The sequence below is a fragment of the Streptomyces sp. NPDC005004 genome (genome assembly GCF_053600675.1).
The window spans coordinates 351,805-364,439 of the sequence record NZ_JBSGAH010000006.1 but is presented as its reverse complement, the minus strand read 5'-3'; the positions used below and the strand labels follow the sequence as shown (position 1 = coordinate 364,439).

At 71.7% G+C, this 12,635-nt stretch carries 15 protein-coding genes and 1 pseudogene; 6 read left to right on the top strand and 10 right to left on the bottom strand.

Features of this window, described 5'->3' with window-relative positions; genetic code table 11:
- From ACWEEU_RS11375 to ACWEEU_RS11360, 4 genes and pseudogenes are all read right to left on the bottom strand, one after another.
- Nucleotides 1-215 (bottom strand): annotated as a pseudogene (locus ACWEEU_RS11375) (ATP-binding protein); the annotation flags it as partial.
- A gap of 155 nt (nt 216-370) precedes the next feature.
- Complete coding sequence (locus tag ACWEEU_RS11370) at nt 371-805, bottom strand: (deoxy)nucleoside triphosphate pyrophosphohydrolase (RefSeq protein ID WP_385742168.1); 435 nt, start codon at nt 803-805, stop codon at nt 371-373.
- Nucleotides 806-876: 71 nt separating this feature from the next.
- The gene (locus ACWEEU_RS11365; protein WP_366801093.1) at nt 877-1,068 is read right to left on the bottom strand and encodes an SPOR domain-containing protein; all 192 of its coding nucleotides are present in this window, start codon (nt 1,066-1,068) and stop codon (nt 877-879) included.
- A gap of 338 nt (nt 1,069-1,406) precedes the next feature.
- Nucleotides 1,407-2,159, bottom strand: coding sequence for a GntR family transcriptional regulator (locus ACWEEU_RS11360; RefSeq protein WP_385742170.1), 753 nt, complete (start codon nt 2,157-2,159; stop codon nt 1,407-1,409).
- 397 nt (nt 2,160-2,556) lie between these two features.
- On the opposite strand from ACWEEU_RS11360, the gene ACWEEU_RS11355 reads away from it, so the two are divergent.
- Nucleotides 2,557-3,750 carry a serpin family protein gene (locus ACWEEU_RS11355; RefSeq protein WP_385742172.1) on the top strand — a complete coding sequence of 398 codons (1,194 nt, stop codon included), beginning with the start codon at nt 2,557-2,559 and terminating at the stop codon, nt 3,748-3,750.
- Nucleotides 3,751-3,806: 56 nt separating this feature from the next.
- On the opposite strand, the gene ACWEEU_RS11350 is transcribed toward ACWEEU_RS11355, so the two are convergent.
- Together ACWEEU_RS11350 and ACWEEU_RS11345 are read right to left on the bottom strand one after the other, a co-directional pair.
- Nucleotides 3,807-4,574 carry a hypothetical protein gene (locus ACWEEU_RS11350; RefSeq protein WP_451730997.1) on the bottom strand — a complete coding sequence of 256 codons (768 nt, stop codon included), beginning with the start codon at nt 4,572-4,574 and terminating at the stop codon, nt 3,807-3,809.
- A 268-nt stretch (nt 4,575-4,842) separates the two neighbouring features.
- A complete protein-coding gene (locus tag ACWEEU_RS11345) occupies nt 4,843-5,313 on the bottom strand; it encodes an SPW repeat protein (RefSeq protein ID WP_385742176.1) in 471 nt (156 codons plus the stop codon).
- 306 nt (nt 5,314-5,619) lie between these two features.
- Here ACWEEU_RS11345 and ACWEEU_RS11340 point away from each other — a divergent pair, with 306 nt between their 5' ends.
- From ACWEEU_RS11340 to ACWEEU_RS11325, 4 genes are all read left to right on the top strand, one after another.
- Nucleotides 5,620-5,823, top strand: a complete 204-nt coding sequence (locus ACWEEU_RS11340; RefSeq protein WP_199585095.1) for a cold-shock protein — start codon at nt 5,620-5,622, stop codon at nt 5,821-5,823.
- A gap of 176 nt (nt 5,824-5,999) precedes the next feature.
- On the top strand, nt 6,000-7,433 hold the full coding sequence (locus ACWEEU_RS11335; protein WP_451730993.1) for a DEAD/DEAH box helicase: 1,434 nt from the start codon (nt 6,000-6,002) through the stop codon (nt 7,431-7,433).
- A 100-nt stretch (nt 7,434-7,533) separates the two neighbouring features.
- Nucleotides 7,534-7,788 carry a CBS domain-containing protein gene (locus ACWEEU_RS11330; protein WP_385742180.1) on the top strand — a complete coding sequence of 85 codons (255 nt, stop codon included), beginning with the start codon at nt 7,534-7,536 and terminating at the stop codon, nt 7,786-7,788.
- Nucleotides 7,789-7,838: 50 nt separating this feature from the next.
- On the top strand, nt 7,839-8,162 hold the full coding sequence (locus ACWEEU_RS11325) for an SCO5918 family protein (RefSeq protein ID WP_451730990.1): 324 nt from the start codon (nt 7,839-7,841) through the stop codon (nt 8,160-8,162).
- 18 nt (nt 8,163-8,180) lie between these two features.
- On the opposite strand, the gene ACWEEU_RS11320 is transcribed toward ACWEEU_RS11325, so the two are convergent.
- The 3 genes from ACWEEU_RS11320 to ychF all read right to left on the bottom strand — a co-directional run bounded on the left by ACWEEU_RS11320 (nt 8,181) and on the right by ychF (nt 10,944).
- Nucleotides 8,181-8,522 carry a MerR family transcriptional regulator gene (locus ACWEEU_RS11320; RefSeq protein ID WP_199585099.1) on the bottom strand — a complete coding sequence of 114 codons (342 nt, stop codon included), beginning with the start codon at nt 8,520-8,522 and terminating at the stop codon, nt 8,181-8,183.
- Nucleotides 8,523-9,176: 654 nt separating this feature from the next.
- Nucleotides 9,177-9,713, bottom strand: a complete 537-nt coding sequence (locus ACWEEU_RS11315; RefSeq protein ID WP_385742184.1) for a CbrC family protein — start codon at nt 9,711-9,713, stop codon at nt 9,177-9,179.
- 142 nt (nt 9,714-9,855) lie between these two features.
- Nucleotides 9,856-10,944 (bottom strand): redox-regulated ATPase YchF, encoded by a 1,089-nt coding sequence (gene ychF / locus ACWEEU_RS11310; protein ID WP_385742186.1) that lies wholly within the window; start codon nt 10,942-10,944, stop codon nt 9,856-9,858.
- Between the two features lie 192 nt (nt 10,945-11,136).
- Between ychF and ACWEEU_RS11305 the strand changes: the two genes are divergently transcribed.
- Nucleotides 11,137-11,751, top strand: a complete 615-nt coding sequence (locus ACWEEU_RS11305; RefSeq protein ID WP_385742188.1) for a DUF6542 domain-containing protein — start codon at nt 11,137-11,139, stop codon at nt 11,749-11,751.
- Between the two features lie 92 nt (nt 11,752-11,843).
- Here ACWEEU_RS11305 and ppgK read toward each other — a convergent pair whose 3' ends face one another.
- On the bottom strand, nt 11,844-12,599 hold the full coding sequence (ppgK, locus tag ACWEEU_RS11300; protein ID WP_385742190.1) for a polyphosphate--glucose phosphotransferase: 756 nt from the start codon (nt 12,597-12,599) through the stop codon (nt 11,844-11,846).
- Nucleotides 12,600-12,635: the final 36 nt, after the last annotated feature.

Below are 12,635 nucleotides of genomic sequence, written 5' to 3'. Positions count from 1 at the left end.
AGTCCTGCCGGGCGTACCAGACGGACGCCGATGGGGCCGGTGGCGTGTCGCAGGGAGTTGGTGACCAGCTCGCTGACCAGCAACGCCGTCAGCTCGGCGAGGCTGTCCAGGTCCCAGTGGCGCAACTGGCCGCGGACGGCGGCGCGGGCGGCGCGCACCGCGCCCGGCTCCGCGGCGAACGTCCATTCGGCGCGGTCGCCTCCGGTGTCGATCACGGATCACTTCCCAGGCCGGCGAGCCCACCCATGCCCGTTTTCATGGGGTTAAGGGCGATATACCCGGATTTCGGGAGGTGGTACCGCGGGAGCGGGCGCACTGTGGCACGAACGGCGTATCCGGTGCGGGGCGCACGCCGGCGCCCCGCACCCCCTCAGCCGTCGGTGGGCGGTGTGCTTCCGTGCGCGGCCGGAGCGCCGAGGCGGGCGGCGACGTCACGGACGGCCGGGACGTCCTGATCCAGCCAGGGCACCTCCCAGAGGCGGTCGGGGGTGAGCCAGCGCAGTTCGTCGTGATCCTGGAGGGGGCGCGGTGCCGCCGAGCCGGGGCGCAGCCGCGCGGTCCACACCTGCAGGACATAAGGGGGCTTCAGGGGCCACTGTCCCGGGACCTGTTCGACCGCGTCGGCGTCGACGCCGAGTTCCTCGCGCAGTTCGCGCACGAGCGCCTCGTCGGGTCGCTCGCCGGGCTCGACCTTGCCGCCGGGCAGCTCCCAGCGCCCGGCGAGTTCGGGGGGCGCGCTACGGCGCGCGGCGAGCAGCCGCCCCTGGTCGAGCAGGGCGGCGCCCACCACGATCCGTGCGTTCATGAGGTGGAGCCTACGGGAGCGCGTGCGGAGTGGATCGCGGGAGCGCGACCGGCGCCCGCACGCCCGAGGGGTCAGTTGCGCGTGGACTCGCCGTTGCGCTCGATGTGCTCGACCCAGTAGAGCTGCTTGTGCCCGTGACCGTCGAGGCTGTCGGCGATCCGCTCCGCCTCGGCCCGTGTGGCGTACCGGCCCACCCGGTAGGTGTTGCCGTTGTCGTCCTGCCGTATCACGATCCAGGGCAGGACGATCGCACCCTCATTCATCGCCCCCACCGTTCCTCTTCGCACCGCCCCACCCGCTTCCGGTCCCGGGCCGCCGACGCACCCCGCCTAAGGAAACCGCAATACGCATATGCCCGAGCGTACGCCCAACCTTCACCCTGCGAATACGGCTTTTCACGAAGAGGTACGCAACCGGCCAGAACGTGAGGGGGCGCGCACGAGCGAACGCGCCCGGTCGACGCGGAGGCGCCGCAGCACGGAGGGCAGACGAACAAACCTTCGACCACCTGGGAAAACGGCCAGATCGCCGCGCACGCGAGAGGACGCGCCACGGGGCCGGCCGACGGGGACCGGCGCCCGGGGGGCGCATCGAGTGTGCGCTACCTCACTGGGAGGTGGTACGCCACCTGGTACCGATCGGCCGGAATCACCACGTCGGCCGTCTCCACCGGACGGCCCGAGGCGTAGTACGTCCGCTGCACGACGAGGACCACGTGGCCGGGCACGCCGCCGAGCAGTTGCAGCTCCTCGGCGAGCCCGGGGCGGGCGCCGACCTCCTCGGTGACGTTGTCCACGATGACGTCGATGGCGCGCATCCGCTCGACCACGCCCATCCCGCCGAGCGGACCCTCCTCGGGCAGCATCACCGGGGTGCGCCCGGTGACGGCGAGCGGCTCCCAGGAGGTGGAGAGCATCATCGCCTCCCCCGCCTCCCGGAACAGGTACTTGGTGCGCATGACCCGCTCGCCGCACGGGATGCCGAGCCGCTCGGCGACGGCCGCGTCGGCCTCGGCCTGCTCGCTGCTGGACTCCCAGGTACCGCGCGCCGCCGCGTCGGCCTGCTCCTGCCGGAAGGGCGTGGCGCCGCCCGCCGGGCGGTACCCGGAGCGGGACACGCGCCGGGGCACCGGCCGCTCGCGCACATAGGTGCCCGACCCGGAGCGGCCCTCGACGAGCCCCTCGGCCATGAGCACCTTGCGGGCCTCCAGCGCGACCGTGTCGGAGACGCCGTACTCCTCGCGGATGCGGGCCTGTGACGGGAGGCGGGTGTGGGGCGGCAGTGAACCGTCGACGATCTTCTTGCGGAGATCTCCCGCGACGCGCAGGTAAGCCGGCTGTTCACCGAAAGTCACTGGCCGCTCCCATCAGGTTGTACAGACAGCAACAGCCTGGCAACCCTGGGTTGTGCCATGCAAGCAAAGGCCAGAGAATCACTCGAAGTGATGACAGGGAGTCGGGGAGAGCCACACCCAGGGGCTTTCCCGCCGAGACCCCCGCTATGACTCCCCACTCCGGCGACGATCACACCTGCGGAGCGGTGCCCGGCTTCCGCGCCGGGTGCGCCGGGGTGTGCACGGCCGGTGTCCGGGCGGGCGCAAGCGGACGTACCGGACTCCGGTCCGGGGAACAGACCGGACAGGTACGGTGCTCCTGGGGCGGACCGCCCCGGAACGCGACGGCGAGGACCCTGACCGGCAGGGGCGGAGTGGGGGCACGGCAGTGGGCGGAGCGGCAGTGGGGGGCACCGGGGTGAGCTCCTGGACCGGGAGCGACACGGTGCGCGCGGTGAACGGGCTGACCGCGAGATGGGCGTGGGAGACCCCGGCGGACGGCACGGTGTTCTCGGCGGCCGGGGCCTGGCCCCTGCTGGCCTTCCTCGCGGACGGCGCGGGCGGCCCGGCGCGGGCGGAACTGTCCGAGGCCCTCGGGGTGCCCGCCGAGCACGCGGCGTCGGCCGCGCGGGGACTGCTGGCCGCGCTGGACTCGGTCTCCGGCCTGGACGCGGCGCTCGGTCTGTGGGCGCACCAGAGCCTGCGGTTCCACGAGGAGTGGCGCGGGGGCCTGCCGGTGGGCAGCCACGGGGTGTTCGGGGACGACCTGATCACGGCGCAGGAACGGCTGGACGCCTGGGCGGTCGAGCGGACCGGCGGCCTGGTCGAACGGATGCCGGTGACACTGACGCGTGACGCGCGGCTGGTCCTGGCGAGCGCGCTCGCGCTGCGGACGACCTGGCGGCAGCCCTTCGGCGAGACGGTGCTGTTCCCGGAGTCCGGTCCCTGGCGGGAGCGCAGGCTGCGTGGGCTGCACCGCAGGAGCGTGCGCCCCGACCGGGTGGGTGTCGCGGGCGCCCCGGAGGGCTTCGTCACCACGCTGACCGTGCCCGGGGACAACGGCGTCGACGTCCATCTGGTGCTCGGCGAGGAGCGTATGACGCCGGGTCAGGTACTGGCCGCGGGCATCGGCGTGGTGGAGCGCGCGGTCGCGGTGACCGCCGGGGGCGCGCTGCCGTTCGGGCATGTCGGGCCGGGGCTGCACGTGGAGTCGCAGCCCGCGGTCGAGCCCGAGCCGATCGCGCTGGACGTGCGGACGGTGGCGTTCGAGGTGCGGACCGACCACAACCTCCTGGAACAGCCCGGCCTGTTCGGGCTCGCCTCGGCCACCACGGTGCCGGGTTCCCACTTCCCCGGGATCAGCGCGGCCCCGCTCGCCATCGGCGCGGCCCGGCAGTCGGCCGTGGCCCAGTTCGGCGCGCTCGGTTTCCGCGCGGGCGCGGTGACGGCGGTGATGGCGACGCCGGGCGGCCTGCCCGACCACCGCTACGAGACGACGGTGGTCCGCGCGACCTTCGACCGCCCCTTCGCCTTCCTCGCCGTCCACCGCGAGAGCCGGCTGATCCTGACGGCGGGGTGGGTGACGGAGCCGGTCCCGTACCAGGGCATGTGAACTCGGCTCACAGGCAGGGTGGTTGTCAACGGCGGTGTGCGGCGGCGCCGCCGTCGTCAGAGAGCGGCCTTCCGCGTCGGCACCGTCCGTCGCTCCTCCGGCGCCTGACGGCCGACGGCGATCGCCAGGGCGGTCGCGAGCGCGGCCGGGGGGAGCCAGATCGCCGGCATGGCCCACAGCGGCAGACCGAACTCGAGGGCGACGAGGGCCGCGATCAGCCCCGCTCCGGCGAGACCGGCGGCCAGGGCGGCCGTCAGCTTCGGCCCGCGCCGCCACCCGCGCTCCTTCGGCGACCGCAGGCGCCAGCCGCAGGCCACCGCGAGCACCACACAGGACGGGCCGCCGACGACGAGCATGGCGACGATGCTCTCGGGCAGCGTGTCGGGACTGTTCTCGGTGACCTGCACCGCGCCGTGGGCGGATATCCGCACCAGCCGACCACGCCAGATCGTCCCGGTGACCCGGTCGCCCTCGTCGAGCGCGGACAGCACCGGCCCGTCCTTGCGGAACTCGGTGGGCCACTTGCCGCCGCCGGGCGAGACGAGGGTGGCGTGAATGGCGTCCCCGCGCCTGCCCGACCACAGATGGATACCGGTGACGGTGAACGGCTGCCGCCACAGGCAGTCGGCGGGCTCGCGCGGCACGGATCGGCAGGGCACCGCCTCCTTGAGCGCACGGTCGCGCTCGACGGTGTGGGGCAGCTGGAGTCCCGCGAAGGTGAGCAGGCCGAGCGCCACGAGGGAGCACACCAGCGCGGTGACGGCGACGTAGACGCTGCCGTATCCGCCGGCCCCGCTGCGTCCGGCCCGACCGACGTCACTCACGGATCCGCCCCCCCGCCCGCTGAAGTAGCCTCCGCATTGTGGCAGTTGGCGCGGACAACGCCGCCCCGGGGGGCCATTGCCGGCGGGCCGGTCGCGGCGCCCGCGGGCGTCGGACGGCGGACGGCGAACGGCGGACGGCGGACGGCGGACGGCGGACGGCGAACGGCGGACGGCGAACGGCGAACGGCGGACGGCGAACGGCGGCAAGCCGGACCCGGCCCCACCTGTCGAGGCGAGGCCGGGCCGTGAACCGCGGGCCCTTACGGGCTTACGGGCGGATCATCCCCGTCGTACGGACGCGCCGACCGCCGGTCTTGCCGGCCGCGGCACCCGCCGCGAGGGCGAGCAGCAGGCCGACGGCGCCGACGACGACGTTGCTGACGATCGTGCGCGTGGTGGCCACGTTCCCCGCGACCACCCACGGGGAGATGATCATCCAGACGCTGATCAGGGCGGCCGCCCACGCGCGGGCGTGGGTGCGCTCGTAGGCGTGGCCGAAGCCGCTCATCAGCAGGGCGTAGGCGACACCCGCGATCAGGTTGTTCACCGCGAGGGTGCTGAACCCGTTGAACCCCGCGATCCACGGGGACGCCGCCATGTACAGCCCCGTGATCAGCGCCAGCGCCTCGACAGCCTGCCCCTGCTGCGTCGCGGCCGCCCGCTCCGCCAGGACGAAGCGCTCCCGCATCTCCAGGATGTCCGGGTGGGACTCCATCGTGGTGTGCATTCGTTCCGTCATGATCGCGCCTCCTGCGTCAGGACTCCACGTCCATGGATCCGGCGCGAGCCGAGTACCCACCGATTCCCCACGCAATATCTGTGTTCGCCGGATGAGGGTTCAACGAGGCCCGCGCACAGATTTATCGCCCCGGCGAACCGAATGCAATTATTCACCGCACACGAACCGCTACGACGTGCTACTGTCGATCTCGGTTGCAGTTGTGGTCCCCAAAAGCGATTCCGGTCTTTTCCGGGCGGGGTAATCATCGCAGCGACACGGTGTCCGCACGGTGCGGGCTCCGGCGATACCCCGAAGGAGAACGACATGGCTACTGGCACCGTGAAGTGGTTCAACGCGGAAAAGGGTTTCGGCTTCATCGCCCAGGACGGTGGCGGCGCCGACGTGTTCGCCCACTACTCGAACATCGCCACCCAGGGCTTCCGTGAGCTGCTCGAAGGCCAGAAGGTGAGCTTCGACATCGCGCAGGGCCAGAAGGGCCCGACGGCGGAGAACATCGTTCCCGCCTGACGCGACCTACGCGCACGTGCAGACGGGGCCCGCATCCTTCGGGGTGCGGGCCCCCTCCGCATATCCGCACGGCAGCTTTATCATTTCGCGTTCCATTCGGCCGTTTCTCGCAATTCTCGGCACTGTTCATCGCCGCGGGAATTCCTTGATATGCGCCGCGTCGAGGAAGGTTCCGCATGAACCGCACACGAATGAACAACCGCGCCACTCGCCCCCGTGGCGGAACGTCCGGTGGTCACAGCCGTCGCTCCGCACCGCAGGGCGAGTTCGCGCTTCCCCGGACCGTCACTCCCGCGCTTCCGGCCGTGGAGAACTTCGCCGATCTCGACATGCCCCGGGAACTTCTGTCCGCGCTCGGCTCGCAGGGCGTGACCGTCCCGTTCCCGATCCAGGCGGCGACCCTGCCGAACTCCCTGGCGGGCCGGGACGTACTGGGCCGCGGGCGCACCGGCTCCGGCAAGACGCTCGCCTTCGGGCTCGCGCTGCTGGCCCGCACCGCCGGGCGGCGCGCCGAGCCCGGGCAGCCGCTGGGGCTGATCCTCGTGCCGACACGTGAGCTGGCGCAGCAGGTCACCGACGCGCTCACCCCCTACGCGCGCTCCGTGCGGCTGCGGCTGGCCACGGTGGTGGGCGGGATGTCGATCGGCAGGCAGGTCTCCGCGCTGCGCGGCGGCGCGGAGATCGTCGTCGCCACCCCCGGCCGCCTCAAGGACCTCATCGACCGAGGTGACTGCCGACTGGACCAGGTCGCCGTCACCGTCCTCGACGAGGCCGACCAGATGGCCGACATGGGATTCATGCCCCAGGTCACCGCGCTGCTCGACCTGGTACGCCCCGGGGGGCAGCGGATGCTGTTCTCCGCCACCCTCGACCGCAACGTCGACCTGCTCGTGCGCCGTTACCTCGGCGACCCGGTCGTGCACTCCGTCGACCCGTCGGCCGGTGCGGTCACGACGATGGAGCACCACGTGCTCCACGTCCACGGCGCCGACAAACACGCGACCACCACCGAGATCGCCGCGCGCGAGGGCCGGCTGATCATGTTCCTCGACACCAAGCACGCCGTCGACCGGCTCACCGAACACCTTCTGAACAGCGGGGTACGGGCGGCCGCCCTGCACGGCGGGAAGTCGCAGCCCCAGCGCACCCGCACGCTGGCGCAGTTCAAGTCCGGCCATGTCGGCGTGCTGGTGGCGACCAACGTCGCCGCGCGCGGCATCCACGTCGACGACCTCGACCTCGTCGTCAACGTCGACCCGCCGACCGACCACAAGGACTACCTGCACCGCGGCGGCCGTACGGCCCGTGCCGGGCGGTCCGGCAGCGTGGTCACCCTGGTCACCCCGAACCAGCGGCGCGGTGTGTCCCGCCTCATGGCGGCGGCCGGGATCGTCCCGCAGACGACCCAGGTCCGCTCCGGCGACGAGGACCTGCGCCGCATCACCGGCGCCCGGACCCCTTCGGGAATCCCGGTCGTCGTCACCACGCCCGTCACCGAACGCCCCAAGAAGCGCGGCGCCACCTCACGCGGCCGGCGCCGCGCGGCTTCGGCGGGTTCGACGAGCCGGCGCCCGGTCGCCCGGCGGTCCGTCACCGACGCGGCGGCCTAGGGCCTGTGCTCAGAAACCGACCCGACTCCGCAGGAGGCACCTCTTGACGCCGATCCGGACGCACCCCGGCCCGACGAACGCGAGCCGCGCACACAGGACGGTGCTCGAAGACTCGGACGCGGCCGGGCCGCAGGTCTGGGGCGCGATGACCGTGGAGGTGGCGCTGTCCGTCATGGCCGCCGCCCGTACGGCGCGTCTGGTCGTCTGCGACGAGGACGGCCGGCGCACCGGCCTGGTCACCCTGGACCTGCTCACCGCCGTCCGCGACAGCTCCGGCTACACGGACCATGTCCGCCTGCGTGACATCACCGAGGAACACCGCGACATCACGGGCGCCCTCGCCCACTCCCGCTGAACCACACCTACCCCACCTGGATCCGTTCCCTTCTCTCCCTGTGAGGCATCATGCGCTGCGTCATCGCCCGCTTCCCCTTCGACCTGACCAAGCAGGGCGTGCTGGACTCCATGAAGGGCGTGAAGCCCGAGGAGATCACCGCCGAGTTCGTCGTCATCGGGCGACGCCAGTACCCCGTGAAGCAGGTCGGCCAGGTCGTCACCCGTCAGGACCGCCGCGATTTCAGCGCCGGTGAGGTCGTGAAGGCGATGACCCAGCTCGGCTTCACCTGCGGCACCCGCACCGAAGCCGTACCCGCGCCCGCCCCCGCGCCGACGGCCGACCCGTACGAGCGGGCGTCCGCGGCGCTCGGCACCCCTCAGTGGTCCGAGTGACCGCAGCCGCCCAGGACCTCACGCCGACGGGCTCGGCCCGCCGGCGTGCTGGGCACGCAGCTCCTCGTTGATGCGCTGGGCTTCTTCCAACTGGTCCTCGAGAATGATGATGCGACAGGCTGCCTCTATGGGTGTGCCCTGGTCGACGAGTTCACGCGCGCGGGCGGCGATGCGCAGCTGGTAGCGCGAGTAGCGGCGATGGCCGCCCTCGGAGCGCAGCGGGGTGATCAGCCGGTGCTCGCCCAGGGCGCGGAGGAAGGCGGGGGTGGCGCCGAGCATCTCGGCGGCCCGGCCCATGGTGTAGGCGGGGTAGTCGTCGTCATCGAGGGGGACGAGGGGGCGGGTACTGCGAGGGGGCATAGACCTCTTCTTCCGGGGACGCGTCGGGGGGCCCGAGCGCCACATGGCGCCCGGGCCCCGAGCTATCACACCATCTACCGGCTGATTTCGCCGATCTTCTGTGTCCGCAGGTTCCGCCGGATGGGGCGGGGCTGCGGGGATCGCGGATGCGTGACCGGGGACCACCTTCCAATCGGGGCCTGCGGTACCCGGGCGATACCCGCCCGGGCGATCCTGATGGCGTTCCGCTCCTTTTCTCGTCGTGCGACTTCTGGGGTACGAGGACGACGTTAGACCCCGCCCATGGCAATGTCTACTCCCGCCACTACAGATTTACTCCATCTGCAGGCACCGGGATTCTGCGGTGCGTGATGCGCACCGTGCCGCAGCGCCGGGGGTGCGCGTCCTGGTCACCCCCTATCGGACCCCCGTCGACCTGCGTGTTCACACGTCGACGAACGCACTGGTCACGAACCGGCCGGGTACGCCGAGGCAGAGAAACCCTTGGCACACCGGCAGGCTCCGCAACGAGACTGCGCAGGTGAGGGACTCCTACCCCTCTCTCCGCTGCGGGGAGGGCGTTCCGTGACCCGCCGACCACTCGGTGCTCGGCCGGGGACTCCCCGCCGCCTGGCGCCGCGACCACCCGGCCGTGGCCGCGGCCTCCGACCGCGGCTACGTGAAGTCCGCGTACGCCATGTACCGGCCGCACGTGCGGCACATGAAGAGGTAAGCCGTGGGCTGACCGTCCTTGTCCAGAGCATCCAGATGACTCTCCACGGCCTCGGCGGACCACCCCCACGCACCCGCCTCGCTGCGCAGTTCCTCCCGGGCATCCGGGAACGCGGCCAGCTCGGCCGCCCCCACCGCCCCCATGAACGCCGTGCCGTCACCGCAGTGAAAGAACCACCGCGGGTCCTGCCAGGAGAAGAAGCCCGGCGTACACGCGTCAACGGATCTCACGACCTCAAGCGGGACATCGTCTCCGACCGGGTCACCGATGAAGTGCGCGTCGTACTTCGCAGCCGCGCTGCCGTCGGCGATGCACCACGGGCACAGCAGGCTGGAAAGGTCCTCGACCGCGTACACCGGGCCCGTGTAGACGAACCCCCGCGCCCTCCCGCAGCAGAGGCACGTCGTGCCGGAGGCGACGATCACCCCGGTCGCCAAGGGGTCGGGATGGCAGGGAAAACCGGGCAACTCCTCGGACATGGCGGTCACGCTACCCGCGCGCGGGGAGACCGTGCCGCCGCACAGCCCAGCGCGGGAAAAGCAAAAGGTCCCGACCTCGAAAGGTCGGGACCCCTCCTGAACTGCACGTCTAGACATCGGCGACGTGGCGGCAGGGACTCCGCTACACGTTGAAGCGGAACTCCACCACATCCCCGTCCCGCATCACGTACTCCTTGCCCTCCATGCGCGCCTTGCCCTTCGCGCGGGCCTCCGCGACGGAACCCGTCTCCACCAGGTCGTCGAAGGAGATGACCTCCGCCTTGATGAAGCCCTTCTGGAAGTCGGTGTGGATGACACCGGCCGCCTCGGGGGCGGTGGCGCCCTTCTTGATGGTCCAGGCGCGGGATTCCTTGGGGCCGGCGGTGAGGTAGGTCTGGAGGCCGAGGGTGTTGAAGCCGACGCGGGCGAGGGTGGCGAGGCCGGGCTCCTCGGCGCCGACGGACTCGAGGAGTTCGATGGCGTCCTCCTCGTCCAGCTCGGCGAGGTCCGCCTCCAGCTTGGCGTTGAGGAAGATCGCCTCGGCGGGGGCGACCAGCGCGCGCTGCTCGTTCTTGAAGTCCTCGTCGGTCAGCTCGTCCTCGTCCACGTTGAAGACGTAGAGGAAGGGCTTGGCGGTGAGGAGGTGCAGGTCGTGCAGCAGCTCGGCGCGCTCGGAGCCCTGGACGATGCCCTGGGAGAAGAGGGTGTCGCCCTTCTCCAGGATCTCCTTCGCCTCCTCGACCGCCTTCACCTTCGGCGCGACGTCCTTCTTGATCCGGGACTCCTTCTGGAGGCGCGGCAGGACCTTCTCGATGGTCTGGAGGTCGGCGAGGATCAGCTCGGTGTTGATCGTCTCGATGTCGTCCTTCGGCGAGACCTTGCCGTCGACGTGCACGACGTTCTCGTCCTTGAAGGCGCGGATGACCTGGCAGATCGCGTCCGACTCACGGATGTTCGCGAGGAACTTGTTGCCCAGGCCCTCGCCCTCGGAGGCGCCCCGCACGATGCCCGCGATGTCGACGAAGTCCACCGTCGCCGGGAGGATGCGCTCCGACGAGAAGATCGACGCGAGCTGCGCCAGCCGGCCGTCGGGGACGCCGACCACGCCGACGTTCGGCTCGATCGTGGCGAACGGGTAGTTGGCCGCCAGCACGTCGTTCTTGGTCAGGGCGTTGAAAAGGGTCGACTTGCCGACATTGGGCAGGCCGACGATTCCGATCGTGAGCGACACGTTGCGACTTCCCGTAGAGGAGTGGGCCAGGGGCTGCCAGGGCCCAGGGGACACCGGCCGATCCACCAGTTTACGGCGTCCGCGCCGGGCAATGAGCGGGAGCGTCCCCCGTCCGGCGGGACTCGCCCTACGGACACGTCTTCGGCGTGTCTGATGGGCGATTCGGCACATAAACAGACCTAAGTTGGTCCAGTGGAGCAACACAGAACGCGACCTCCCCAGGACGGGCCGCGAGGCGGCACGCCCACGCCCGCGCACCTTCCGCCCCAGGCCCGGCGCGGCCCGGACGCGCCGCACGGCACGGCCCAGGCACCCGTCGCGGCCGGCCGCGCCCCCCAGGCCGTACGCGGCACGCAGGCCGTACGCGCCCCCGATCCCGCGCGCGGCCCCCTCGCGGAGCCCGGCCCCGCGCCCATCGGCCGGCGTTTCCCGAACCCCCGGCTCACCGGGCTCGGCGGCGGTCTGTTCTGCGTGGCCGCGATGCTGCTGATCGGTGCCCTGGACGCGCTGCTGTTCGGCTCGTCCCTGGTCGCCTACGGCGTGCTGTTCCTGCCCGTCTGCGTGCTGACCGCGCTGTGGGTACGCCCCGGCGACCTGCTGACCGCCCCCGTCGCCCTGCCGATCGCCTTCGGTGCCGGGCTCTTCGCGGTCGCGGACGGCAGCGCGGGCGTCCTCGGCTCCCTGATGGGCGTCTTCACCGGTCTCGCCACCCAGGCGGGCTGGCTGTACGGCGGGACGCTGATCGCCGGGGTGATCGTCCTGGTGCGCCGGGTGCGCTGGATCCGCGGTCGCCGACGCCGCGTCTGAGGCGAGTCCGGGCGCCGCCGCGCCTGAGTCCGGTTCGGTCGGCCGACTGGCGGGCCGGAGCGGCGGTACGCGCCGGACCGGCCCCCGTGCCGCTACTCCGCCTCGGCCCGCTGCGCCGCCCGCATCGCCGCGCCCACGATCCCCGCGTTGTTCTGGAGCTGGGCCGGGACGATCTCGGCCTTGACGCCCTTGATGTGCGGGAGGAACTTGTCGGCCTTGCGGCTGACGCCGCCGCCGATGATGAAGAGGTCCGGCGAGAAGAGCATCTCCAGGTGCGCGAGGTACTTCTGCACGCGCCGTGCCCAGTGCTCCCAGCTCAGTTCGCCGTCTTCCTTGGCCTTGCTGGACGCCTTCTTCTCGGCGTCGTGGCCGTTCAGCTCCAGGTGGCCCAGCTCGGTGTTGGCGACCAGCACGCCGTCGGTGAAGACCGCGCTGCCGATGCCGGTGCCGAAGGTGAGGACGATGACCGTGCCCTTGCGGCCGCGCCCGGCACCGAACTGCATCTCCGCCAGGCCCGCCGCGTCCGCGTCGTTGACGACGGTCACCGGGAGTCCGCCGAGCCGCTCGCTGAAGAGGGCGCGCGCGTCGGTGTCGATCCAGCTCTTGTCGACGTTGGCCGCCGTCAGGACCGTCGAACCGTCCGCGATCACTCCGGGGAACGTCAGCCCGACCGGGCCCGTCCACCCGAAGTGGTCGATCACCTGCTTCACGCCGTCGGCGACGCCGTCGGGGGTCGCCGGGTGCGGGGTGAGCACCTTGCAGCGCTCCTGGGCGAGATCGCCCTTGTCCAGGTCCACCGGGGCACCCTTGATCCCGGACCCGCCGATGTCCACGCCGAAGATCTGCATGGCAACACGTTACGACGTACGAATGACGGTCACGCC